General features: G+C 36.2%; 24 protein-coding genes and 3 pseudogenes. 17 read left to right on the top strand and 10 right to left on the bottom strand.

Features of this window, described 5'->3' with window-relative positions; genetic code table 11:
• The first annotated feature begins 34 nt into the window (after positions 1-34).
• The 10 genes from NAAC61_RS01675 to NAAC61_RS01720 all read left to right on the top strand — a co-directional run bounded on the left by NAAC61_RS01675 (position 35) and on the right by NAAC61_RS01720 (position 11,127).
• The gene (locus NAAC61_RS01675; protein ID WP_202695099.1) at positions 35-1,291 is read left to right on the top strand and encodes an ABC transporter substrate-binding protein; all 1,257 of its coding nucleotides are present in this window, start codon (positions 35-37) and stop codon (positions 1,289-1,291) included.
• Between the two features lie 66 nt (positions 1,292-1,357).
• Complete coding sequence (locus NAAC61_RS01680; RefSeq protein ID WP_202695101.1) at positions 1,358-2,245, top strand: carbohydrate ABC transporter permease; 888 nt, start codon at positions 1,358-1,360, stop codon at positions 2,243-2,245.
• Position 2,246: 1 nt separating this feature from the next.
• Positions 2,247-3,068: a carbohydrate ABC transporter permease gene (locus tag NAAC61_RS01685; protein WP_202695103.1), complete on the top strand. Its 822-nt coding sequence runs from the start codon at positions 2,247-2,249 to the stop codon at positions 3,066-3,068.
• 21 nt (positions 3,069-3,089) lie between these two features.
• Positions 3,090-3,755, top strand: a complete 666-nt coding sequence (locus tag NAAC61_RS01690; RefSeq protein ID WP_202695105.1) for a PIG-L deacetylase family protein — start codon at positions 3,090-3,092, stop codon at positions 3,753-3,755.
• On the top strand, positions 3,745-5,526 hold the full coding sequence (locus NAAC61_RS01695; RefSeq protein ID WP_202695107.1) for an amylo-alpha-1,6-glucosidase: 1,782 nt from the start codon (positions 3,745-3,747) through the stop codon (positions 5,524-5,526). Before NAAC61_RS01690 ends, NAAC61_RS01695 begins: the two co-directional genes overlap by 11 nt.
• A 124-nt stretch (positions 5,527-5,650) precedes the next feature.
• Positions 5,651-6,484 carry an SDR family oxidoreductase gene (locus tag NAAC61_RS01700; protein WP_202695109.1) on the top strand — a complete coding sequence of 278 codons (834 nt, stop codon included), beginning with the start codon at positions 5,651-5,653 and terminating at the stop codon, positions 6,482-6,484.
• A gap of 82 nt (positions 6,485-6,566) precedes the next feature.
• Complete coding sequence (gndA, locus tag NAAC61_RS01705) at positions 6,567-7,985, top strand: NADP-dependent phosphogluconate dehydrogenase (protein WP_202695111.1); 1,419 nt, start codon at positions 6,567-6,569, stop codon at positions 7,983-7,985.
• Between the two features lie 17 nt (positions 7,986-8,002).
• Positions 8,003-9,031: an NAD(P)-dependent oxidoreductase gene (locus NAAC61_RS01710; RefSeq protein WP_202695113.1), complete on the top strand. Its 1,029-nt coding sequence runs from the start codon at positions 8,003-8,005 to the stop codon at positions 9,029-9,031.
• 165 nt (positions 9,032-9,196) lie between these two features.
• Positions 9,197-10,714 carry a gluconokinase gene (locus tag NAAC61_RS01715; RefSeq protein WP_202695115.1) on the top strand — a complete coding sequence of 506 codons (1,518 nt, stop codon included), beginning with the start codon at positions 9,197-9,199 and terminating at the stop codon, positions 10,712-10,714.
• Positions 10,705-11,127, top strand: coding sequence for a GNAT family N-acetyltransferase (locus NAAC61_RS01720; protein ID WP_202695117.1), 423 nt, complete (start codon positions 10,705-10,707; stop codon positions 11,125-11,127). Before NAAC61_RS01715 ends, NAAC61_RS01720 begins: the two co-directional genes overlap by 10 nt.
• Positions 11,128-11,172: 45 nt before the next feature.
• Here the strand turns inward: NAAC61_RS01720 and NAAC61_RS11280 are convergent.
• Positions 11,173-11,310, bottom strand: a pseudogene (locus tag NAAC61_RS11280) (MFS transporter); the annotation flags it as partial.
• A gap of 186 nt (positions 11,311-11,496) precedes the next feature.
• Here NAAC61_RS11280 and NAAC61_RS01730 point away from each other — a divergent pair.
• The 5 genes and pseudogenes from NAAC61_RS01730 to NAAC61_RS01750 all read left to right on the top strand — a co-directional run.
• Positions 11,497-12,375, top strand: a complete 879-nt coding sequence (locus tag NAAC61_RS01730) for a DUF488 domain-containing protein (protein ID WP_202695119.1) — start codon at positions 11,497-11,499, stop codon at positions 12,373-12,375.
• Positions 12,375-13,178: a hypothetical protein gene (locus tag NAAC61_RS01735; protein ID WP_202695121.1), complete on the top strand. Its 804-nt coding sequence runs from the start codon at positions 12,375-12,377 to the stop codon at positions 13,176-13,178. The genes NAAC61_RS01730 and NAAC61_RS01735 overlap by 1 nt, the downstream gene beginning before the upstream one ends.
• Before the next feature lie 506 nt (positions 13,179-13,684).
• Positions 13,685-13,915 carry an AAA family ATPase gene (locus NAAC61_RS11285; RefSeq protein ID WP_146026685.1) on the top strand — a complete coding sequence of 77 codons (231 nt, stop codon included), beginning with the start codon at positions 13,685-13,687 and terminating at the stop codon, positions 13,913-13,915.
• Complete coding sequence (locus NAAC61_RS01745; protein ID WP_041534021.1) at positions 13,854-14,735, top strand: AAA family ATPase; 882 nt, start codon at positions 13,854-13,856, stop codon at positions 14,733-14,735. The genes NAAC61_RS11285 and NAAC61_RS01745 overlap by 62 nt, the downstream gene beginning before the upstream one ends.
• Before the next feature lie 137 nt (positions 14,736-14,872).
• Positions 14,873-15,148, top strand: a pseudogene (locus tag NAAC61_RS01750) (GNAT family N-acetyltransferase); the annotation flags it as partial.
• A 1-nt stretch (position 15,149) separates the two neighbouring features.
• On the opposite strand, the gene NAAC61_RS01755 reads toward NAAC61_RS01750, so the two are convergent.
• Positions 15,150-16,334 (bottom strand): MFS transporter, encoded by a 1,185-nt coding sequence (locus NAAC61_RS01755; protein WP_202695123.1) that lies wholly within the window; start codon positions 16,332-16,334, stop codon positions 15,150-15,152.
• A gap of 399 nt (positions 16,335-16,733) precedes the next feature.
• Here NAAC61_RS01755 and NAAC61_RS01760 point away from each other — a divergent pair, with 399 nt between their 5' ends.
• Positions 16,734-17,096 carry an ArsR/SmtB family transcription factor gene (locus tag NAAC61_RS01760; RefSeq protein ID WP_202695125.1) on the top strand — a complete coding sequence of 121 codons (363 nt, stop codon included), beginning with the start codon at positions 16,734-16,736 and terminating at the stop codon, positions 17,094-17,096.
• A gap of 134 nt (positions 17,097-17,230) precedes the next feature.
• The gene (gene arsB, locus NAAC61_RS01765; RefSeq protein WP_103079489.1) at positions 17,231-18,280 is read left to right on the top strand and encodes an ACR3 family arsenite efflux transporter; all 1,050 of its coding nucleotides are present in this window, start codon (positions 17,231-17,233) and stop codon (positions 18,278-18,280) included.
• Positions 18,281-18,355: 75 nt separating this feature from the next.
• Here arsB and NAAC61_RS11290 read toward each other — a convergent pair.
• The 8 genes and pseudogenes from NAAC61_RS11290 to NAAC61_RS01800 form a co-directional block, all read right to left on the bottom strand.
• Positions 18,356-18,463: pseudogene (locus tag NAAC61_RS11290) on the bottom strand (GDSL family lipase); the annotation flags it as partial.
• Positions 18,464-18,568: 105 nt separating this feature from the next.
• Positions 18,569-18,769: a DUF6440 family protein gene (locus NAAC61_RS01770; RefSeq protein ID WP_202695127.1), complete on the bottom strand. Its 201-nt coding sequence runs from the start codon at positions 18,767-18,769 to the stop codon at positions 18,569-18,571.
• A gap of 123 nt (positions 18,770-18,892) precedes the next feature.
• Positions 18,893-19,327 (bottom strand): MOSC domain-containing protein, encoded by a 435-nt coding sequence (locus NAAC61_RS01775; protein WP_202695131.1) that lies wholly within the window; start codon positions 19,325-19,327, stop codon positions 18,893-18,895.
• Between the two features lie 384 nt (positions 19,328-19,711).
• Entirely contained in the window at positions 19,712-20,242 is a 531-nt protein-coding gene (locus NAAC61_RS01780; RefSeq protein WP_150888704.1) for an HD family phosphohydrolase, read from the bottom strand.
• The gene (locus tag NAAC61_RS01785; protein WP_150888707.1) at positions 20,190-20,909 is read right to left on the bottom strand and encodes a putative ABC transporter permease; all 720 of its coding nucleotides are present in this window, start codon (positions 20,907-20,909) and stop codon (positions 20,190-20,192) included. Before NAAC61_RS01785 ends, NAAC61_RS01780 begins: the two co-directional genes overlap by 53 nt.
• A 40-nt stretch (positions 20,910-20,949) precedes the next feature.
• Positions 20,950-22,638 (bottom strand): 2-polyprenylphenol 6-hydroxylase, encoded by a 1,689-nt coding sequence (ubiB, locus tag NAAC61_RS01790; protein WP_150888834.1) that lies wholly within the window; start codon positions 22,636-22,638, stop codon positions 20,950-20,952.
• A gap of 142 nt (positions 22,639-22,780) precedes the next feature.
• Positions 22,781-23,647, bottom strand: a complete 867-nt coding sequence (locus NAAC61_RS01795; protein ID WP_202695134.1) for a DegV family protein — start codon at positions 23,645-23,647, stop codon at positions 22,781-22,783.
• Between the two features lie 96 nt (positions 23,648-23,743).
• Positions 23,744-24,094, bottom strand: coding sequence for a phasin family protein (locus NAAC61_RS01800; protein WP_027107875.1), 351 nt, complete (start codon positions 24,092-24,094; stop codon positions 23,744-23,746).
• Between the last annotated feature and the right edge of the window lie 14 nt (positions 24,095-24,108).

The following is a 24,108-nucleotide window of genomic DNA, read 5'->3' on the forward strand; positions in this document are numbered from 1 at the left end:
GTTATTCAAATCATTTTGAAGGAGGTAGGTTAGTATGAAAAAAGTATTTTCGATGTTGTTGGTGAGCGGCATGATGATTTTATCAGCCATTTTTGGATTCTCGCAAGATATCACATTTGCGACTTTCATCGATGGACCAGATCTGCCCGTATTTCAAAAACAAGTTGCTTCTTATGAAGAAGAAACAGGGAAAGATGTAGAGCTGTTGGTAATACCCTACGCAGATTGGAAGACTAAGATGATCATGATGTTGCAAGGAGGGACACCCCCCGATGTTGCAAGGGAAACAGATGTTGTGTATTTACAAGATTATGCCATCGATATAACCCCTTATGTAAAACAATACACAGGCATGGAACCTATGGATTGGTTGGACACAGTTACCGTGTATAAAAGTTGGTTTAAAACTTACAGTTTAGAAGCAGGAATGATTCCAGCAATTCCATATACCACAGACGTTTTTGCCCTCTTTTATAATAAAGAATTATTCGAAATGGCAGGAATAACAGTCCCAACAGATGGGGTTTGGACAATTGACCAATGGTACGATGCCATGGTAAAGTTGAAAGAAGCTGGAGTACGTTATCCTTTGGTTTGGGATAGAAGTCCATCGAGGTTCTCCTGGTTGCTGTACACGTATGGTGGAGGCTATTGGGATGAAACCGGTACAAAGATTATCTTAGATTCTAAAGAGTCTATTGAAGCAATGGAATTTTTCTTGAAAATTCATGATGAGAATTTGATGCCGAAAGCCGTTTGGATTTCTGGTGACGCCCCTTTAAAGTACTTCCAAAATGGGCTTTCTGCAATGTATCTATCCGGTACCTGGATGCTTCCAACCTTTGCAGAACAATTGGATTTTGAGTGGGGAGCAATTCCAATGCCTGTGAAGAGAGAAAGATACACTTATTCTGGTGGTAAGTTGATAGTTCCATTAACCGAAGAAGGTGTTGAATTAGCATTCTATTTAACAAATAAACAGAATCTTGCGGATATCAGTTCTGCATTGTATCTATTGCCTGACAGATCAGACATGACAGAAGTAACTTACGATGATAAAATGGTCCAAGAAGCTAACATAGTAGCTATGAATGATTTGCTTAACACATCTCCAGCGGCAAAAAAGAGACAAGATTTTGATTGGTATAATTTAAAGACATCTCCTGTGATCCAAGGGAATGTATCTTCGATAGTTAATATGGTTGTTTCAGTTCTCACTCACGAACAAACACCTGAAGAAGCGATGAAGAAACTCGCGGATCAAATTCGGGTTGAAGCCGGCTTGAAATAATTCGTTCCGTATAATCCGCATGTCTGTATAGGGCATGCGGATTATTTCTACAAGGAGGGATACTTTTTGGCTGTATCTAAAGGTTATCGTGATGAAGTTACGGGATTATTTTTCATCTTACCTAATCTAATAATATTCACTTTGTTTGTAATTTTTCCGGCGATTTCAGGGATTTTTCTGGCGTTCACAGATTATAGTATGTTGGGAACATCCGCAAATTTTGTTGGCTTTGAAAACTTTGTAAAGATTTTTTCCGATTTTAGCACTTCTTCCTTTTTAAGAAGTATATTAAGAACTTTTCTCTTCACAGCGATGTTTGTTCCTTTAGTTTTTTTCTTTTCGTTGTTTCTGTCCGTTCTTACTACTTCGGAGATTGTAAAAGGTAAAAGTATTCTCAGAGCCCTTTTCTACTGGCCCTGGATTTTATCCCCCGTGATTGTTGCACTTTCTTGGAAATGGTTCTTGGATATCGATGCGGGTTTTTTAAATATAATCTTAGAAAGGGTTGGCATGGAACCAAGAATGTGGTTATTAGAGCCAGATCTTGCCTTTTTTTGGGTTACATTGGTTAATGTCTGGTATGTTGCAGGATATTTCATGGTTATGTTCAATGCAGCTTTGACATCTATTCCTATTGAAGTATACGACGCAGCAAGTATAGATGGTGCAAACAAATGGCAAAGGTTTTGGTATATTACTTTTCCCCTATTAAAACCAACTTCTGTGTTGGTAATGGTCCTTTCAACGATTATGGCTATAAGAAATTTCGAACTAGTTTATGTTTTTACAAAAGGTGGTCCAGGGAACGCCACTATGTTTATGGTTCAAAAAGTTTATGAAGCAGGCTTTCAAGATTACAAATTAGGGTTGGCTTCTGCAATGTCGGTTGTAATGTTCTTTATTTTACTTGGCCTGACGTTACTACAATTTAGGTATATGAGGGGGGAAGATTAATTTGACGAACAAAAAAATTGTAATAATTATCATAAATTTACTTGTGTACATTTTTGCAATTGTATATGTTACTCCTATAATATGGACAGTTATATCGAGTTTTAGATTAGAGAAAGATTTGTTTGCGTATCCACCAAAATTGATCTCTGAATTTACCTTTCGCAACTACATTAATGTCATTCAAAATACTGATATCCTGACTTATTTTAAAAATTCTGCGATAGTAAGTATAACCTCTACAATTATCACGATAATTATTAGTCTAATGGCTGGGTACGCTTTAGCTAAAATTCAGTTTAGATCAAAGAACTTTTTCTTCACTTTATTTTTATCAACATTGATGATACCAATGCAGGTTATTATGATCTCAATATATTTTGTTTTGGCCCGTATTGGGTGGATAAACACCTATTGGGGATTGATAATACCACCAGCGGCTACGCCTACAGGAGTTTTTTTGGCAACCCAGTATATAAGGTCAACGATTCCTACAGAGGTGATAGAAAGTGCGAAAATCGATGGGGCAAGTGAATTAAAAATATTTTGGAGGATCATTATACCGTTATCTCAACCTGTAATAGCTGCCTTAGCTGTGTTATCATTTACCTGGAGATGGAACGATTATATTTGGCCTTTGTTAGTTGTTAGTTCCCCAAAATATATGACGGTTCAGCTTGGGTTGGCATTATTCTCTGGTGAGCATACCGTACAATGGGGATCTCTTTTGGCAATGACAACACTTTCGATGATTCCTGTAATGATTGTATTTTTAGCCTTTCAAAGGTATTTTGTAAAAGGTATAACAATGGGATCTTTAAAATAAGAAAAAAGGGGAGGAGAAAATATGGTGGATGCACTTTTCATAGGGGCCCACCCTGATGATTATGAGGCTTTTGCAGGAGGAACAATACTTCGATTGAAAAAAGAAGGGAAGAGTTGTGGTGGAATAATCTTAACCGATGGCTCTGCAGGGAGAAACAACGATATCAACGTAAGAAAATTGGAGGCAGAACATGCTGCAAAATCTTTGAAACTTGATTATTTTGAAATGATAGGACTGAAAGACGGATATTTAGATGAAATTAATAATTTAGCAGCATTAATCGCAAATCTTATACGAAAATATAGGCCCAAGATCCTTTTCACACACTATTTTGAAGACAAGCACCCCGATCACAAGGCAGTGGGAGAAAGTACTAAAGATGCCTTATTTTTAGCCAGAACCAAAAGAGAGGATTTAGAGAATGAACCTTACAATTGTTCCAACGTTCTTATGTTCATATCTGACATCACAAAGATTCCTCAATCTAAATTTCATGTAGATATCACTGATTTTTTGGAAGATAAAATCAAGGTTTTAAGATTATACGAATCTCAAAGGGAAGTCTTAGAGCCCATACCTTTGATGAACAAATACATAGCAGCCGATGTTTTAGAGGGAAGAAACAAAGCAGTAGAAGTATTTTATCCTCTAACTTTGGTAAAAGGGGAAGGATATTATGTATTATAAGATTGAAGAAGATGGAAGCTTAACTTATTTTCAAATATTTCCGAAAGAGTACATAATAAGTAACAGGTCTTCCACAATGTTGTTGAAAAACTGCATGCCTTTTTCTGTTTTTTCCAACAAGTATGGAACGGTAATCTCAAAAATAAGATTAAACTTTTACCCAAATCAAAGAGTGAAATTTTGGCCTGATGGTATGTCAGCTAATAATGGTTTATCAAAAATGACTGTTATGAGCGACCCATCTGCTTATTCTTTCCTTGTTAAATTTAAAAATTTAAAAAATTTAGTGTTCTCCTTCACCCCTGTTTTTAAAAAAGAATTCAAATTACCTTTTTTCGATAAGATAGAAATTCCTATAAGTTACAAACAGGAAGTAGAAAATAAATGTTTGTCATTCGCTGATGACTTTAAAATTATCATTAAAAAAGGTGAAATAAGAGATCTAATAAAAGGTGAAAAAGTAGCCTTCGTGTTGAGATCTGACGAGAACAACGAAATAGAAATTATTATTGGAAAAGAAGAAAATAATTTAGAAAAAAAGAACACAGAATACCTTAATTATCTGAACAGTTTGGTACAAAACAAAGACTTAAGTGAGTTAGAAAAATCAGAGTTTTTATTTACAATGCACACGGCTTTTTCTTCTATAAAAGATTATGATGGAAACCTAGCTTTAGCGGCTGGAGTTAATTATTCTTTCCCGAATAGGACATATTTTAGAGATAGTTTTTGGACTATCCAGCCGATAATGAAAGTGGATCCAAAATTTGCTAAGAACCAAATTTTATTTTTGTCCGAAGGTGTTCACGAAGATGGAAGTTGTCCAAGCGGTGTTATGAAATTAGGTGAAGAGGAATTAGCTTTTATTAGAAGCAGAAGAAATATGTTACCCAAAAAGGCAAAAGAATTTTATAGGTACGAAAAAGATTGGTGGTCAAACCATCATGACTCTGGAGGGTATTACATAATACTTTTGTCTGATTATATTAATAATACTGGAGACTTGAGTATTTTAAAAGAACGATTTCCAGATGGCACAGTACTGGATAAGATTGGTAATATTCTTAAAAGGTATGTTAGTTTGGATACTGATAATGATTTATTATTTGAAAAACCTTTTGATTCAAACGATTGGGCGGATAATGTGTACAGAAATGGAAGTGTTACCTACGATTTGGCGATTCAGATAAAAGCCTTCGAAGAAGCTTCTTCAATATATGATTTAATCGGTGATAAAAAGATTGCAGAAGATACAAGAGCAAAATATCAAATAATGAAACACAATTTCAACAAAAAGATGTGGAACGAGGGAAAAGGGTATTTTAATGATTTTATTGGCGACTATTTGGAAGATCACTTGAATATAGACACGATATTGGCTTTGCTTTTTGATATAGCAGATGAAGACAAAAAAAGAAAAACTTTAAACGCTATGGAGAGAATGCTTGAAACAAAGAATAACAAAGAGCAAAAGTTTGAAGATTGGGGGGTTATGTCCGTTTGGCCATTTTTCAAATCAAAAAAACACCTTTTCAGTAAAAGTATTTTCCCTTACAGGTACCACAACGGGAGTGATTGGCCTTATTTGTCCTCTATATATGCCTTGGTTAAGAAAAGAGAAGGTATGGATTATAGATATCCTTTAAGTAGATGGTGGGAATACTCCTTGGAAAAAGGATGGATAAACCCTGTAGAATACTATAGTCCAATCTATGCTCGAGGATCACTCAACCAAGGATGGTCTTCCATGGCTGCAACATTATTTCTTTAAGTTATCAACGATTAAGAGTAATTTGAGACGATTAGGCAGAATTATAAGCGGTTATTGTATAAATAATTAATTTCATTTTAGAACGAATTAATTGTATAATATAAATAAGAATTTTTAAAAGGAGATGATCAAAGTGAGTAAAGTCGAAGATTATTTTAACCTGGAGGGTAAAGTAATAGCTATAACAGGTGGAGCCGGTGTTTTATGCTCTGAAATGGCTAGGTCCTTGGGAGAAGCTGGTGGGAAAATTGCGATATTGGATCTATCAGAAAAAGCTATGTCTATGTTAAGTAATGAATTAGCAGAAAAAGGTGTTGAACACATAACGATAAAAACTAACGTCTTGCAAAAAAATGATTTAGTAAGAGCAAAAGATGAAATTCTCAAAACATTTGGTAAAATAGATATACTGATAAACGGAGCGGGTGGCAACAAACCCGAAGCAACAACAAGTAAAGAAAAATCTTTTTTTGAACTCCCGGAAGATGCAGTACAGTGGGTTTTTAACTTGAACTTCTTGGGAACATTTTTGGCAAGTCAAGTGTTTGGAGAATATTTTGCAGAAAAAGGTTATGGAGAGATAATAAATATTTCATCGATGAACGCATTTAGGCCTTTGACGAACATCCCTGCTTATTCTGCAGCTAAGGCTGCTGTGAGTAATTTTACGCAATGGCTAGCGGTTCATATGAACCACAACTATTCAAAAAAGATAAGGGTCAATGCGATAGCTCCAGGATTTCTGTTAACTAATCAGAATCGATTCTTGCTGACCAATGAAGATGGTAGTTTAACCCAAAGGGGAAATCAAATATTGGATCACACACCTATGGGAAGATTCGGAGAACCTAAAGATCTTATTTCTACGGTGATGTGGTTGATAAGCGATAGTTCTGAGTTTGTTAACGGTGTTGTTGTTCCAATAGATGGAGGTTTCGCCGCATACAGTGGTGTATAATATTCATTTTTGTTTGTAAAAGGTACAAGGCCAAATTGTACGCCTGAAAGCCAATTTAATAAAAAAATAAGGAGTTGATATAATGGATCATCAAAAGAGCGATATAGCGGTTATAGGGATGGCGGTGATGGGGCAGAACCTCGCTTTAAACATGGAGTCGAAGGGTTTCATGGTATCTGTTTACAATAGAACAAGTGAAAAAACTAAAAGATTTGTTGAAGAAAGAGCAAAAAACAAAAATATTCGAGGTGTTTACTCCATTGAAGAACTTGTTAATTCATTAAAAACACCAAGAAAGATTATTTTGATGGTTAAAGCTGGTAAACCAGTTGATGATGTAATCGAGGAACTTTTGCCTTATTTGAATAAAGAAGATATAATCATAGACGGAGGGAATTCTTATTACAAAGACACAGACAGGAGATACGAAGAATTACATAAAAAAGGAATAAAATTTTTAGGAACCGGTATAAGTGGAGGGGAATACGGTGCATTACACGGCCCATCCATCATGCCAGGGGGAGATGAATCCGCATATGAAGAGGTAAAAAATATACTCGAAGCTACTGCTGCTCAAACAGAAGATGGTCCATGTGTTACTTACCTTGGTCCCAAATCAAGTGGTCATTATGTAAAAATGGTTCACAACGGGATAGAGTACGCCATCATGGAATTGATAGCAGAAACATACGATATTATGAGGAAAGTGCTTAAAATGACTCCTCTGGATATGAGTGAAGTATTTAAAGAATGGAACGAAGAACACAAATCTTATTTGATGGAAATTACTTATAAGATTTTAGAGTGGAAAGACGAAGAAACTGGTCAACCAATTGTTGACATTATTCTAGATAGCGCAAAGCAGAAGGGTACAGGGAAATGGAGTGTTCAAGACTCTTTAGACTTGAATATTTCCATACCCACCATAAACGCTGCCTTAAATGCAAGAACCTTATCCTCAATAAAAGATGAAAGGATGAGGATTGGAGAGATATATGAAACCCCCATCGAAATGAATTTAGACGAAAGCTTTATAAATTCCCTAAGGGATGCTTTGTATATTTCAACGATAATTGCTTACGCAGAAGGTATGAAGTTATTGCAAGTTGCATCCAAAGAATATACGTATAATTTAGATTTATCAGAAGTTGCAAGAATTTGGGAAGATGGGTGTATAATTAGATCCGCATTTTTAAAACCAATCCAAAGAACATTTAAAAATGATCCCAATTTAGTAAATTTGATAATTTCTGACGAATTCAAAAGTGATTTTAAGGAGAAAATTCCAAAGTTGAGAGAGGTAGTTTCCCAGATCAAAAAAGCGGGTATACCTATTTCTGCTCTAAGTTCGGCTCTTGATTATTTTGATGGATTAAGTTCAAAAGAGCTGCCCGCGAATTTGATTCAGGCACAGAGAGATTATTTTGGGGCTCATACATACGAAAGAAGGGACAAAGAGGGAATATTCCACACAGAATGGCAAGATATTCACAACATATAAAAAAGGGAGGTAAAGAGGTGGCTGAAGATACTACTAACATCGCAATAGTAAATTCCAGCACTTTTGGTATATATTTTCCTGATTTAATGCAAAGATTAAAGAAAATAGGTATCGTTGAAAGAATAACGGTGGACCCTGAAATACCGGCGAAAGAGTTAGCAGTCAAATTGAAAGGTTTTAAGTTTGTTATAGCAAGCGTCACACCAAATTTTACTTCAGAATTTTTTCAATACAACAAAGATGTAAAACTAATCGCTCGCCACGGTATTGGATACAACAATGTGGATATAAAAGCTGCCACGGAAAATGGCGTTATGGTTACAAGGGTTCTTGGTATCCACGAAAGAGATTCCGTTGCAGAACTTGCGGTTGCATTGATTCTCATATGTCTGAGACGAATTATTCCTGCAAATAAAGCGGTTACAGAAAATAAATGGCAAGATAGAAAAAATTTTGTCGGTGATGAACTATCAAAATTGACGGTAGGAATAATTGGTTATGGAAACATTGGAAGCCGTGTGGCTGAGATAGTAAAAGAGGGATTCGGCTCAAAAGTAATAGCGTATGACCCTTATATAGCTGACAAGGTTATAGAAAAAACTTGGGTAACACCTGTAAGTTTTGAAGAACTTTTAAAAACATCCGATGTAATAAGCCTGAACGCTTCTTTAAATGAAGGGAACTATCATTTTATAAACAAAAAAGCTTTCGACTTAATGAAAAACGAGGTTGTAATAGTTAATACGGCAAGGGGAGAATTGATAAACCAGAATGATTTTATAGAGGCTTTAGAATCAAAGAAAGTTTCCGCTGCAGGGCTTGATGTATTAGAAGAAGAACCAATAAACCCAAATAATCCATTATTGAAATACCCTAATGTGTACATACTGCCTCATATAGGTGGATATGGAAAGTATTCTTTGAGAAAAATGGATGAAAAAATGGTTGAAGATATAGAAAAGTTGATGAAAGGTGAAATTCCTGAACAAATAGTTAACCCAGAAGTTATAGAAAAAATTATAACACAATTCAAAGGTAGAAAATAAGTTATTAATTTAAGGTGATCTGCAGCGAAAAATATTTCCTTAAACCTTATGGGTGGGCAGCGGAGCGAAGGGGCGCTAACACAGATTAAATGCGACTTACAACAATAAAAATCTTTCAAAATTTTTTGGATATTAAAAGAAAAACAACAAAAGGGGTTTTCGGTTATGAAATATGTTTTAGTCCTCGATGTAGGAACGACAAACATGAAAGTAGCAATTGTAAACGAAAAAGGTGACATTATCTCTCAAGAAGTCAAAAAGATAAATTTAATTCAGTCCGCGGAAGGGGCAGCAGAACACGATCCTCAAGAATTGTGGGCAAACTTTTTGGATATATCAAAGAAGATAATCACAAACTTCGAAGGTGATATTTCATTATTAATTTTTTCTGGGTACCAATTCGGTTTTCTACCGATAGATAAAAAAGGGAATCCTTTGATGAATATGGTAACACTCTTAGACACAAGATCACAGAACATAATGAATGAAGTTGAAGAAAGATTTTCCTTTGAAGAAATATACCAAAAGACTGGTTGCCCACCTGCTTTTAATTATACAATAGCCAGAATATTGTGGCTGAAAAAAGAAAAGCCAGAAATTTTCGCCAAAACCTATAAATTCTTGGACATCAAAAGCTTCTTCACATTCAAATTAACAGGTAAGTGTTACACAGAACCAAGTTTAGCTTCTGTTACACAACTTTTGGATATAAAAACGCAAAAATGGGATGAAGAACTAATAAAAAGATTGGGAATTGATAAAGACCAATTGCCTGATCTTGTTCCTGGGAATGTAATAGTGGATACTGTAAAAAAAGAAATAGCAAAAGAAATGGGCCTTGAAAAAGAAGTTCCTATTATGTTGGGAGTCTATGATGGTGGCGCGATGATTTTAGGAATGGGGGGTTATAAAAAAAGCGCTGTATGTAATTTAGGTACCACTGCAATGTTTAGAAGCGCGTATAATGAGCCATTACTTGATAAAACAGGGCAGTACAGGCTTCAAACCTATGCTCTATTACCTGGTATGTGGGCTATAGGAGGAGCGGTGAACAACGCAGGTGTAGTTTTGGAATGGTTTAGAAATAATATAGCTAACGGAATGAGTTATGATCAAATAAACGAAGAGGCTTCGAAAGTTAAAGCGGGTTCCGAAGGCCTTATTTGCTTTCCATTTCTAACAGGAGAGAGAGACCCAAGAATAGGCAGTTTATCTACGGGCAGTTTTTTTGGATTAAAAACTTTTCACAACTTAAGTCACATGGCAAGATCTATATATGAAGGTGTAGGCTATGGACTGAATATGATAAAAACAGCCTTAGAAGAAAATAACGTCAATTTAAAAAGATTGACAGTGGGTGGTTCAGGCAGCAAAAGCGATGTGTGGATTCAAATTTTAGCTGATATATTCAACATCCCTGTAACCAAATCTAAGACTGAAAATGCAACATTGATAGGTGAATCGATGGTAGCTTTTTCACAATTGGGAGTTTACAAGGATATTGAGCAAGCTGGGGAAGTTATGATAAAGTTGGGAAAGAGCTTTGAACCCCAAACCTCTTCAGTTAAAACATATGAAGGTTATTATAATTTTTTCGTAAAAATGATTCAAAACTATCGGGATATGTATACCTTACATACGCAATTGATCAATTCTTTAGGTGAGGAAGAAAAATGGGAATAAAATTCAGAGAAGCAAGAATAGAAGATTATGATCAGATGTATAGATTATGGGGAACAACAGAAGGCATGGGTTTAAGCAACTCTGATACAAAAGAAAATATTGAAAGATTTTTGAAGAAAAACCCCGGTTTAAATTATATATGTGAAGATGATGGAAAAATTATTGGTACAATCCTATGTGGCGAAGATGGAAGAAGAGGATATCTCTACCATCTTGCGGTTGATAAGAAGTGTAGAAGAAATGGGATAGGGGAAAAATTGGTAAACTTGGTTTTAAACAGTTTAAAAGAAAAAAGTATTATAAAATGTCATTTATTTGTTTATTGTGAAAACGAAATTGGCAAGACATTTTGGGAAAAAACAGGGTGGTACAAACGTGATGAGTTGTTGATTTATTCCAAAGATATTAAATAAATCAAGGATTACTATTCACCTTGCTTTTGTTATCTGTTTTCTTTCGCTTATGGCAGTTAGTTTCCCAGTACCAAGTTTATGAATAGACTTTCCACTGAACAATGTTGAAATAATAGTTCCTCCAGAGATAATCATCGATATAATTCCTGCATACGATACAGGCACGTTTAATGTTTCATAAATTTTATTATCTTTAAACGTTCTTATAGTTTCCTTATTTGAATTTTTTTCGATGAAAGTATCGCTTTCAAGTAACAGTTAGTAATAAAAATATGATACCATTTCAAAGACTTCGAATTATGATCTAACTAATCTTTTTCACGGACATCTAATATAATCAAATTTGTAAATATTAAGAGGTGTGAAAGAATGAACGAAACTGTAAATCAACCAACATATAAACGGCAACGCTTTCTGTTGTCATTTGTACACCAGATTAACGGCAGCGTGTCGGTTACCGACTTGCAGAAGTTGGTATTCCTTCACATGATGTCGGAAGACTCGAATTACTACGAGTTTATTCCGTGCAAATATGGCCCGTACTCGTTCCAACTAAAGGAGGATTTGGATATCCTTCAGCGGGGAGGGTTCGTGACTTTGGATTATGTGCAGGGTAGCGAGAGAATTAAGGCTACCGGAGATTTTCCAACAGGGTATTTTTTTAGGATTCCAACAGAACGAGGCAAGGCACTTATGCGAAGAGCCTACCGTGAGTATCCGTATTATTCCATAAACAGTGAAATCACAGATCGTTTTTTTCAAGGTGAGGAATTGGAACAATTCAATCGAGGAAAGCAAACTTATGCCCAAACAGAGCAGGTCTTGTTCACGATTGGGTATGAAGGAAAGAGTATCGAGGCATTTATCAACACCTTAATCCAGAATAATGTCCGATTGCTTTGCGATGTTCGTAAAAATCCCATAAGCCGCAAGTTCGGGTTTTCTAAAGGGAAACTTAAACATATCGCACAGACGGTTGGAATACGGTATGTTCACATCCCCGACCTTGGCATTGATTCCGATAAACGACGCTCTCTTGCGACGCTAGACGACTATAAACACCTGTTTGAAGATTATGAAAAGACCCTCCCCAGTAAAAAACGATTTCTCGATGAGATCTTAATGCTACTGCAGCAGAACACTCGCATTGCCCTGATGTGCTTTGAACTTGAGTCCAATATGTGCCATCGGCACGTTATCAGAGACTATCTCGTTAGGACTAACCAAGTAAGGAGCGTGGATATCTAATGTCCGAAAAGAAACGCGTTTTCATTTTGGTGAAGACTTACCCCACCATCTCTGAGAAATACTCGGAGTTAGTCTGCACTGCTGGCGTTCTTGAGGACGGTTTTTGGATACGTCTTTACCCTATGCCGTTTAGGCTGTTGAACAACGACCAGAAATACCCAAAGTATGCGTGGATTAACGTGGAAGTGGAACGTAACACATCGGATTTTCGTCCCGAATCCTATCGGCCAGACATATCTACATTGTTCGTTGAGCCTAAACCAGCAAAAGTTGACTGGGATGAGCGGCGTAGGATTATTTTCAAGAACAAGCAGGTTTACACCAATCTGCAATCGTTGATTAATGAAGCAAAATCACCAGCCAGAACGTCACTCGCAGTTTTTAAACCAACGAAAATACTTGATTTTGTGGTTGAGCCCGACGATAGGAACTGGGATCCAAAAAAGTTGAAGAGTCTACAAAGCCAGTCGCAGCAGCTACATCTGTTCAAGACCTTGAAAGAAATCGAGGAAGAATTTAAGGTCGTACAGAAAGTACCTTATAAGTTTTCCTATCGGTTCGAGGACGATTCTGGTAAGCAATCTAAGATGATGATCGAGGATTGGGAAATCGGTATGCTGTATTGGAATTGTCTGAAGAGAGCAAATAAAGACGAAGCTGTGGCAATCGCAAAGGTCAAGGAAAAATGCTTCGATTGGTTCTTGACACGGGATTTGTACTTCTTCCTAGGAACAACAAAGCAGTTTCACAATGTATCTCCTAACCCGTTCATTATTATCGGTGTCTACTACCCACCGAGATAAGTTACCGTAAAAACCGCTTTACCAATTTTACGGTGGCAAAGTAGTATCTCTGCAAAATGCTTTCCTTTCGATGCGATTTACTCTGACGGTAAAACAGTTATTGTCCTTAGTGGGGAAGCCAAGACATCTTTGGTTGCTGCAATCCAAGAAAATTTTAAGAGCCATTCCTTGCAAGTCGGCAAAATTCAGAAAAATTCTACTCATTCCCCGGGGATGCTGGAGGTCTTTAAGAACAACAAGGATGTTTTGAACATACGGGTTCGCTCATTGACATTAGGTGCCTTGTGCTTGCTGGTAATTTTAATGAAGTTACAATACAAGGTGTAAATTTTTATGGGATATAGACTCGCCAAGTATTAAGGCTGAAGTTGAGTGCTTGTGAAGTGTAGGTAAATTCCTGGGTTGAGTGCCTATCACCTACTCAAGCCAATTAAATAGCATGAGCGGTTAGGGGAATTCTGCTGTAGAATAAAGAGAATAGTAAAGTGCAATCCGAAGGAAGGCTTATGAGGATAATTTCTGTTAAAATTTCAAATTACAGGAACATCGACGGCATATCCGTCTGCTTCAACCCGGACTGTAATTATATTGTTGGTGAAAACAATTTGGGCAAAAGTAACTTCTTATCTCTTCTTGACACTGTATGCAGTGGCAAGGGGTTTGAAGAAGCGGATTTTGCCAACTACGAAAGTCGAACTGGACATCAAATTGCTTCCCTACGAGCAGGGTTTTTTTGACGACAACTTCTGTTCAAATGATGCTTCCTTGCTGAAAATTCGTTATCTTCAGACCATCAAGGAAGCATATCCAACAATCGTTAACGAAGACTCAAACGAGAGCATACCGAAGCCGCTGATCAAAAAAATCAACTTTCTGAAGTACGAGACCACGTCTGTCCCAAGTAGAGAATTACGCCTTGATTCGCAAAAGGTAGCAGGACTTCTCATAAATGGAATCATCGAGCGATTTATTTCCGATAGTGTTCCAACATTTCTGAATGATGAGAAAGTGAATAAGCTGACGGATTTTATCAACAGTCATCTAGGCAAAATCCGCAGCTTCCACGACTACTTCATCAAGGCAACCATTGCCCCAAATCCAACAGAAATGCTGATGAGCCTTTTCTATCTCTCTGATGGTGATAGGAAAATTGAGTCGACAGGAAGCGGTGTCCAGTATCTGGCGATGGCTTCGATAAACATACTGCGCCAGATAATGGAGTTATACAGAAGTAAGTCCACTCCGTTTGAGGAACACCTATATAGCGACGACAAAGGCAAAAAACTGATGCCACTCGTATTGTCGATTGACGAACCAGAAGTCCACCTTCACCTGTACTTACAACGGTCGCTCATCGGCTACTACAAGAGAATTCTGCAGAATCAAGATGCTGAATTCACCGAGCTTTTGAAGAGTTGCTTTGGTATAGATGGCATAGACGGACAGTTAATTATCGTCACACACTCAACGGACGCATTGCTTGGGGATTACCGTAACCTTATACGTTTTTACAAGGAAGGTGATAAAACGGCGGTAGTCAGCTGTGGAGCGAACTGAGCAAAGTAAAAGCTTAAGTCTAAAACACTGATAAACAAAGGAGAAGGAAGGCATGTAGTGACACTTTTGAAAAACAGAGAAAGCAAAAAACGCCTTTTTGCTATTATTCATGCCTGTTTTAGAATTCTTACGTTTTTGTAACTGTCAAACTCAGGAAAATCATCGGTACAATCCTGTGTGGCGAAGATGGAAGAAGAGGATATCTCTACCATCTTGCGGTTGATAAGAAGTATAGAAGAAATGGGATAGGGAAAGAATTGGTAAACTTGGTTTTAAATAGTTTAAAAGAAAAAGGTATCATAAAATGCCATTTGTTTGTTTATTATGAGAATGAAATTGCTAAGACATTTTGGGAAAAAACAGGGTGGTACAAACGTGATGAATTACTGATTTACTCAAAGGATATTAAATAAATCAGGGGTTACTATTGATCACGGGCTTTCTCAAAAATAAATTATTTGCGTTTTCCACCATGACTATCATAAGAAAGGCTAATATAATCAAATATATGGGGTATAACCTTATATCAAAATGTTCTTGCAAAAATCCAAACAAGGGTGGCATAAGAGTTATTCCAAGATATGCAGAAGCCATCTGTACCCCTATAATGGAATGTGAAACATCCTTACCAAAATTAGTTGGTGTTGAATGCATCAAACTTGGATATATCGGTGCACAACCTAAACCTATGAGAATAAGGCCTATAAATGCCGTATAATTGCTAAAGGGAAGAATCAATAGTAACAATCCTAAAATGATGATCCCTTGCCCCAAACGTATCATATTTTTATTATTCATTTTGAAAGTTATAAATCCGGATATAAACCTTCCTATTGTAATTCCGAAATAAAATGAAGCAGCCCATTTGGCTGCTATTTCAGCAGATATACCTCTATTTAGTACTAAATAACTTGCCGCCCACAAACCAGTGGTTGCCTCTAAAGCACAATAAGAGAAAAAAGCGATCATAATAGACATTGCCCCAGGTAAGGCAACAACATCTTTTAAAGAATAATTTTTGTATTCTCCTTCTTTGGTTTTGTTATCTGTTTTTTTCTCTTTCCATAGCGGCAAAGTAAGAAAAAGTACAGAGGTTAAAGCGATCTGAATTAACGAAATAGTAAAATATCCTGAATTCCATTTAAAACCGTTAGTCAACAATATCCCCATAATATATGGGCCAAGTGTGGCTCCAACTCCCCAAAAGCAATGTAACCAGTTCATATGTCTAGCTTTGTAATGCAGGGCGACAAAGTTGTTAAGTGCTGCATCAACACTTCCTGCACCTAAACCGTAAGGTATCCCCCACAGACACAAATGCCAAAAAGAAGTTGATATAGAAAAACCAAACAACGCTATAGCAGTCATTCCAACGCTTATGGAGGTCAATTTCCCAGTACCAAGTTTATGAATAAACTTACCGCTGAACAAAGTTGAAAAAATAGTTCCTCCTGAGATGATCATGGCTATAATTCCTGCATACGATACTGGCACGTTTAATGTTTCATACATGCTTGGCCAGGCTGACCCTAAAAGAGCATCTGGCAATCCAAGACTGATGAATGAAATATAGATAATCACTAGTAAGATAGAATACATATTAAAATCTCTCCGTTGATTTAAAATTTGAATAAGTTCGAATGCAAGTAAAAGCATTTTTGGTGATTGATTAGATTTACAGATTTAATCTTAAATTTTGAAAATGCTTTTTGCTAAAACGCATTCCATAAAAACACAAAAATAAATATACATCCCCAAGCATTTCCTGTGATTTCTCTTACCAATAGCATACCATAAATAATGATTATTACAGTTAACAATTGGCCCTTATGTGTGACAATTGGTATCCAAATCAATTTTTAGTAGCTTATGTCTTTTGGACCAGTAAGTATCCATAGATCTTTGCTTTGTCCGAAAACTTTTTCAAACACATTGACAAAATTTGATATGATGTATATAATAGTATCATATCAAATAATTTTGATATGAGGTGATATCTTGGCAACTGTTTATGAGAAACAAGCAAAGGTATTTAAAGCGTTTTGCGATGAAACACGTCTGCGAATACTCCAGCTACTTCGCACCGGTGAAAAGTGTGCATGTGTTTTGCAAGAACAGCTGAACTTGGGGCAGTCGGGACTTTCCTACCACATGAAAATTCTGGTTGAATCAGGCGTTGTGGAGAGCAGGAAGGAAGGGAAATGGACGTACTACACAATTAGTGAAAAAGGTAGTGCTTATGCGGCTACTTTGCTTAAAAGGCTGACAACTCCTAAAGCGATTGCTAAAGAAAGCAATTGCTGCAAAAACAAGCCATCTAATAAGAATTTTAAAACGGAAAAACACATCAAAATTATTTGATATTGACGTTATTTTATTGAAAGTGGCGCAGGCACAGTTTGGATGGAGAAGTTATCTCTTATACCAAGATCTTAGAAGTCGAAGAGGTCCTATAGATTTTGCAAAAAATCCAATAGAATTTGAAGGGTGGTTATATGAAAAAAAGCGAAAATACAGGGATCAGTTTTTTTGAAAAATATCTCACGGTGTGGGTTATCTTGTGCATGATTGCAGGTGTACTGATTGGTAGATTCCTCCCTGGAATTCCTGCGTTTCTAGGACGCTTCGAGTATGCCAATGTATCCATTCCGATTGCCATACTCATCTGGCTCATGATCTATCCCATGATGCTGAAGGTCGATTTTCAAAGCATTAAAAACGTGGGCAAAAATCCAAAAGGGCTGTTTGTAACATGGGTGACGAACTGGCTCATCAAGCCTTTCACGATGTTCGGAATTGCCTGGTTGTTTTTCTTTGTGATTTTCAAAGCACTTATCCCCGCAGAGCTCGCTAAGGAGTATCTAGCAGGAGCCATACTTTTGGGAGCTGCTCCATGTACTGCAATGGTGTTCGTATGGAGTTATCTGACAAATGGAAATGCAGCATATACTGTTGTGCAGGTTGCAACTAATGATTTGATTATCCTTGTTGCTTTCACTCCGATCGTAGCATTTCTGCTTGGTGTAGGAGGCATATCTATACCATGGGACACCTTGATTCTGTCGGTAATTTTGTTCGTTGTCATCCCCCTTGTAGGCGGAGTAATAACTAGGAACTATATTATCCGCAAGCATGGTCTGGAATATCTTCAGAACCACTTTATTCCGAAATTTGGAAATGTTACAACCATTGGACTTCTTTTGACATTAGTCATCATTTTTTCATTCCAAGGCGATGTTATTCTTGCTAACCCTCTACACATAGTTTTGATTGCAATACCCCTGATCATACAGACATTCCTTGTTTTTTTCATCGCTTATTTTTCAAGTAAGAAATTAAAACTGCCGCATGATATTGCTGCACCAGCCAGTATGATCGGGGCATCAAATTTCTTTGAACTTGCTGTCGCTGTCGCGATCTCTCTTTTTGGTACACAAAGTCCTGCCGCCCTTGCTACAATAGTTGGTGTTCTAACTGAGGTGCCAGTTATGTTGATGCTCGTAAAGATTGCAAATAATACAAAAAAATGGTTCAAGCATGCGTAAATTAAAGAAAGATAATCTATAGCAGTTTGCATAAAATGCGCAATCTGGGGTAATTCCTTGGATTTTAATGTCATTTTATAACGCTTCCACAGTCCCAAGCCAAGATTGCGTTATAAGCGCATGCCCTGCAGGCGATGGATGTACGCCATCGGGCAACCAAAAGGCGGGATCCCTTTGTTTAGAGAAATTTACAGTCCTTCTATTCCTCAAGCCTTGACACCAATGCCACGGACTTGACTCGAAGTTTCGGCGCCAGAAGTAGGAGCAGACAGACTGCCTCTATATGCGTCATTGCTTTATTCCTAACTTGTCAACAATTACTTTACCTTCTGAATCTAATAAAGGTGTAATACCCTTTGGCCCAATACCAGTGTTCATTAAATAATTAACTCCAGTTTGAGTATCAACAACGATATAAATAGCACCTAATCCTAATGATTGTTCTTCTTTAATGACAAACCGTTCCTGTTTCTTCTGTTTTTTAAACATATAAAAATCTCCCCCGTATAATATGTGTGGATGTGAAACTTAAAAAATGGTACTAAAAATCTGTCAGGAGTATTGATTAAATTAATTTTAACAGAAAGATCGCAATAAAAAAAAGGCCCTGAATTATTCCAGGATCTCTATCTCATCTCCAGGACGTATATATCCACCCTTTATTACCTTTGTGAACACCCCTTCCATGGGCATAGCGCAGACACCCACCTGTTCAAAGATTGCACATTTTGTATGACATTTTTTGCCTATCTGACTAATTTCCATTACTGTCTCGCCTATCTTGAGCCTTGTCCCTACAGGATATTTATATAAATCTATACCCTCTGTCGTAAGGTTCTCGGCAAATTTTCCCGCACTAAGGTCTTCGATGCCCAGTGCAGCAATCTTATCAATACTTTCCTGGCCTAAGAGGCTCACTTGTCTATGCCATTCTCCAGCATGGGCATCTCCCATCAGACCGTGGTTTTCCTTGAAATACCCCAAAGATATCGGCTCCTTTATCACTCCCTTTTTCTGGCTTATATTAACTGCCGTAACCCTTCCCATATACTATTCCCCCTCGTATAATATGTATGGATGTGAAACTTAAAAAAGGTGGTGAAAGGTGGTTCTCAATTTTTGGATTTACAAAGACTTACACGCCATGGGTTCCATGTATAGCTTATTATTGTAAGGTAAGAAAGCAGCTTGGAATTAAGTGAAATTTGACTATAGAGCTGTATTAGATAGTTAATCCACTCTCGTCATCAATGCTACTGACTCAACGTGCTTTGAGAGGTCATGATAGCTATCAATTAAGATTGTTCCAAGCTCTTTTTTTCAAGGATCGTTTACGGGAATATATCCAAGAATGACTGTCGTATAGGGGAACAAATCAACCTCTAATACATTTTCAGTTAATCAGACGAGTAGAAGATTATTTAAATTCTTCTACTTGCTGATTCTGCTTTCGTATCTTTTAAGTTGATTGGTATTTGAGCTTAATAAATTCAATGTCTCAGTTAAGGCGCAATATTTATCTACCATCAAGACAACATATGACTCCTTATATCTTGGAAGTCTTAATGTTAATGGCCACATATGTTTTTCAATAATGTCCTTCTCAATATTATTCATTGCAAAATACTCATTAGCATTTTGCAATGCTATACCAGGATGAACAAGTCCATGTAGCCCATTGTAAGTTTTTTTATCAGCGTGCCAGTCATACAAGAAAAAATCATGAAGCAGCCCACCCCTTGCTGCAGAATGGTAGTCCAGCCCCAGTTTCTTGCATAATCGAAAACTTATATACGACACATGTAGACTGTGGGAGTAACAACTAATATCCCCATGTTGCATATAATCTTTCATTGATTTTACCTTTTCGTGATCAATCAAATCATAAACACAATCCCAATATTCCTTTTCAAGGTTGAAATTTATTTTTAAATTCAGTTTTGATTTTATTAACTCTACCATTCAAAATTCTCCTCACATCGCGATTTAAAATGCCCGCATTTAGGAATAGTAATCTAGGAAAGGCAAGAAATATCCTTTTATATTTTATAACCTTATCTTTATATATACGCACCGATAGTTCAGAATAAAGTAAAATTGTTTTTCTTAAATCCAATACATCAACAATAGATTTTGTAGTGTCAATAATAAAATAAACAATGAGAATGATAGCAGCAGAATTTTTTAACTGAACTGGAATGATATGGACTAAATTTGTAACAATTGGATGGATTATCTGAATTAATGCAAAGGCAAGCACTCCCCACAAAATGGAGTATTTAATACATATATACCCTTTTAGGTTCAAAATATTATCGCTGTAATCCCACCATTTTGAATGGAATATTTTTTCCAATGCAAATCCTGTAACAAACTCCAATATCGTAACTAATAATATTGAAACAATCAAATTCATAATCAACAATAAAGATTTACCATCTATAGAAAATGGACTCCAATTAAAATATGAAACGATTAGAACCCCGCCAAATCCATAGATCGGCGTAAAGGGTCCTATCAGAAATCCTCTATTGATAAATTTTCTTTCTATTATACTTGCAAATACAGTTTCAAGTACCCATCCTAAGAACGAATAAATCGTAAAAAAAAGTATTATATCAACTGCCATATTAATTTTTCTCCTCTATAGTTAATTATCATTGATTAGGTTATATTCGTTTTGATCTGAAAATTGCAATAATCAGTGCAACAAAGGTAATTACTGCTAGGATAAGGCTGCTCCTTAGTATTATACTTGTGACTGCTATAAAATCAGACCCTCCCACATCAGTTAAACTTAATCCAATGATCGTTCCTGCTATTACAATACTTAAAGATAGTAAAACTAGGCTGATTGATAACCGGCTAAATGCCTTATCAAGCTTTTGCGCATATCGGTCTGCCTCTTTAAGTTTAAGTTGCACAGTAAAGTCATCGTGTTCCATTTTATCTAGGAAATTCAAGAAAATAGACGGGAATTTTCGAACAAGATTACCGTAGTCCATGGCACCACCCAGGATTTCCCTGCCAATTTTTTCTGGGGTAATTAATGTAAAAACCAACTTTCCAGCAATAGGTTCGGCAATTTCCAAGACATTTAGCTCTGGATCCAATTTTTCAACCAACCCTTCCAGAGTAATAAGGGATTTGGCAAGCATAGTAAATTCTCCAGGAATCATAATATTATATGAAAATGCTAAATCAAAAATTCCATTAAAAATTTCACCGATTTTAATTTGACTCAATGGAACTGACAATACTTGATCTCTCAATCGATCAATATCTTTTTCCAGGTTTCTCATATTGATTCTTTCTGACATTGCGTCAAGTTCAACAATTGCTTGAACAATCAGTTTACTATCTTTCAGCGTTATCCCCATCAACATTTTCAGGAATTGGTTTTTCCTATGAGTGTTCAATTGTCCTATCATACCTAAATCTAAAAATGCTATTGTATTATTCTCAAGCACCATTATATTTCCTGGATGAGGATCCCCGTGGAAGAAACCATCCCGTAATATCTGATATAAAAGAGAATTAGCTAAATTTCTTGCAATTATCGTTTTATCTAGCCCTAATTGATCTAACGCTTCAAAATTCTTTAACGAAGTCCCTTTGATTTCTTCCATTGTTAAAACACGATTAGTTGTATGAATCCAACTAATCTCTGGAACAATTACATTAGCATCATCCTTGAAATTCACTTTAAAAGTTTCTGCATTTTCTCCTTCTAATCTAAAGTCTAATTCATTCGATAAAGTGGTTTCAAATTCTTCAACCATTTTGCTAAAGCTATAAAGTTTTCCAAACCTAGTTCGATTATCAATAAAATCTGCCAGATCTTTTAATATACCTAAATCAAGCTCAATATTTTTCTCGATATTTGGTCTTTGAACTTTTACTACCACTTCTTTACCCGCTAATAATTTTGCACGATGGACTTGACCAATAGAAGCTGCAGCAATAGGTTCCTCTTTAAACTCTCTGAATATGTTTTCAAGTTTATCTCCCAACTCAAATTCTATTACTTCTCTTACTTCATTTATGTGAAATGGGGCCACTGCATCTTGAAGTTTTTCCAGTTCGTGTATAATGTCACGGGGCAATAAGTCCGGTCTTGTACTCATGATTTGACCTAATTTTATAAATGTCGGTCCCAATTCTTCGAAAGATAATCTCAACCTCTCCCCAACTGATAATTTTGAAATTTCCCTCTCTGTATATTCTTTGGTTTGCTTCTCTATTTTAAGATATTTAAGGATACCCAATCTGTCTATTAAGGTGCCAAATCCATGATTTATAAAAATCGTAACGATTTGCCTGGATCTCTTAAATTTTCTATATTTACCAACCGCCATCATTTATCACCACTCAGTCTAATCTCATTTTTTGTAAAAGAAATAGCAGATATAGATTAAAAGACGCCCTGTCATCTATATCTGCTTAAACATTAGTAAGCTAATATACCTTTTTTTAATCTTATTGGAAACGACAACATAACTATCTTTCTTTCCCTAAAAAAAACACACCTACCATGTCTGGTCCTGTATGGGTCCCTATAACTGGCCCTAAACTATTTATTACTATATCTTTGTGCGTTGTCTCACTTAGAATCAGAGATTTTAGATACTCTGCATCCTCTATACAATCACCATGAACGATGTATATCATCTGTTCTTCTGGTTTAATGGCACGAGTTTTATATTCTTCAAATAAAGTCCTAATTGATTTTTTTCTTCCTCTAACTTTTTTTACAACGTTAAGGCTTCCATCACTAGAGACATGTAAAACCGGTTTAACTTCAAGCAATCCACCTATAGCTGCACTGGTGGCTGAAATTCGTCCCCCCCTCTTTAGATGTTCCAAACTATCTATAGTAAACCAGTGGTTTACCTTAAGTTTGTTAGCCTCAATCCAATCTACGATTTCTTGTTTAGATTTTCCTTGTTTTAACATCTCGCACGCATAATACACCAATAAGCCCTGACCAGCAGTAGCGCTTTTTGAATCAATCACTGTTATATCTGCTTCTGGTTCCGCTTCCATTATTTCATTTCTAGCTAGAACGGAACCATTAAACGTTTCACTTAGAGCAGATGAGAAACCTATATAGATAACAGAATCTCTTTTTGAAACTAAACTTCTAAACTCATTTTCAAAAGTATATGCAGTAATCTGAGCAGTTGTTGGCATACTTCCATTTCGAATTCCGTCGTAAAATTCCTTGTAACTTAAAGATTTCCCAAAATCCTCTGTGTAATTAATCCCATTTAGTACATAGGTAAACGGAATAACATGTACATTGTTTTGGGAAATATATTCAACAGGCAAATCACAATTTGAGTCGGTAACAATAACTATTCCCATTTCTAACGCCTCCTAATTAATAAATTGCTCAGCTAAAACTTTACCAACATATAAAAACCAACCATTGTTCTGTCTTTTAGCTGACCAATCATAATTTTATTTTTTTAACTCATTTATATCCTTCTTTGTAGCTATTTCTTTCTCTTTTAATATATCAATTAACTCTTCTCTTATAATCTTTCTGAAGTCCTCTTTTTCCATGAGATCTTCTTTACGGGCAATATCTTTCGCATCTAGCGCTTCTAAAATTTCATCCTTGACCATTTTCTTGAAATCATTACGTTGATCTTCGCCTTTTTTTACTAAATCATTAACCAGATCCTTTGCATCTTTCCTAGTAACTTCACCTTTATTCACTAATTCATCAACTACTTCTTCAATTTTTTCTCTAGAGTAAGAAAACAACCCCAACCCTAAATTGACTGACTTTTCAATTAATCCTGACATAATAAATTACCTCA

Origin of the sequence: Petrotoga sp. 8T1HF07.NaAc.6.1, from assembly GCF_016772115.1 — a bacterium.
Classification (GTDB): domain Bacteria; phylum Thermotogota; class Thermotogae; order Petrotogales; family Petrotogaceae; genus Petrotoga; species Petrotoga mobilis.

Excerpts from the sequence above, each read along its gene's own strand:
- NAAC61_RS01700 (WP_202695109.1), top strand. The coding sequence starts at position 5,651 with ATGATCAAAGTGAGTAAAGTCGAAGATTATTTTAACCTGGAGGGTAAA.
- NAAC61_RS01785 (WP_150888707.1), bottom strand. The coding sequence starts at position 20,909 with ATGGCAGTTGATATAATACTTTTTTTTACGATTTATTCGTTCTTAGGA.
- NAAC61_RS01690 (WP_202695105.1), top strand. The coding sequence starts at position 3,090 with ATGGTGGATGCACTTTTCATAGGGGCCCACCCTGATGATTATGAGGCT.
- arsB (WP_103079489.1), top strand. The coding sequence starts at position 17,231 with ATGAAAAAAAGCGAAAATACAGGGATCAGTTTTTTTGAAAAATATCTC.
- NAAC61_RS01780 (WP_150888704.1), bottom strand. The coding sequence starts at position 20,242 with ATGGTAGAGTTAATAAAATCAAAACTGAATTTAAAAATAAATTTCAAC.
- NAAC61_RS01770 (WP_202695127.1), bottom strand. The coding sequence starts at position 18,769 with ATGTTTAAAAAACAGAAGAAACAGGAACGGTTTGTCATTAAAGAAGAA.
- NAAC61_RS01795 (WP_202695134.1), bottom strand. The coding sequence starts at position 23,647 with ATGGGAATAGTTATTGTTACCGACTCAAATTGTGATTTGCCTGTTGAA.
- NAAC61_RS01675 (WP_202695099.1), top strand. The coding sequence starts at position 35 with ATGAAAAAAGTATTTTCGATGTTGTTGGTGAGCGGCATGATGATTTTA.
- ubiB (WP_150888834.1), bottom strand. The coding sequence starts at position 22,638 with ATGGCGGTTGGTAAATATAGAAAATTTAAGAGATCCAGGCAAATCGTT.
- NAAC61_RS01720 (WP_202695117.1), top strand. The coding sequence starts at position 10,705 with ATGGGAATAAAATTCAGAGAAGCAAGAATAGAAGATTATGATCAGATG.
- NAAC61_RS11285 (WP_146026685.1), top strand. The coding sequence starts at position 13,685 with ATGAGGATAATTTCTGTTAAAATTTCAAATTACAGGAACATCGACGGC.
- NAAC61_RS01775 (WP_202695131.1), bottom strand. The coding sequence starts at position 19,327 with ATGGGAAGGGTTACGGCAGTTAATATAAGCCAGAAAAAGGGAGTGATA.
- NAAC61_RS01735 (WP_202695121.1), top strand. The coding sequence starts at position 12,375 with ATGTCCGAAAAGAAACGCGTTTTCATTTTGGTGAAGACTTACCCCACC.
- NAAC61_RS01695 (WP_202695107.1), top strand. The coding sequence starts at position 3,745 with ATGTATTATAAGATTGAAGAAGATGGAAGCTTAACTTATTTTCAAATA.
- NAAC61_RS01800 (WP_027107875.1), bottom strand. The coding sequence starts at position 24,094 with ATGTCAGGATTAATTGAAAAGTCAGTCAATTTAGGGTTGGGGTTGTTT.
- NAAC61_RS01730 (WP_202695119.1), top strand. The coding sequence starts at position 11,497 with ATGAACGAAACTGTAAATCAACCAACATATAAACGGCAACGCTTTCTG.
- NAAC61_RS01755 (WP_202695123.1), bottom strand. The coding sequence starts at position 16,334 with ATGTATTCTATCTTACTAGTGATTATCTATATTTCATTCATCAGTCTT.
- gndA (WP_202695111.1), top strand. The coding sequence starts at position 6,567 with ATGGATCATCAAAAGAGCGATATAGCGGTTATAGGGATGGCGGTGATG.
- NAAC61_RS01715 (WP_202695115.1), top strand. The coding sequence starts at position 9,197 with ATGAAATATGTTTTAGTCCTCGATGTAGGAACGACAAACATGAAAGTA.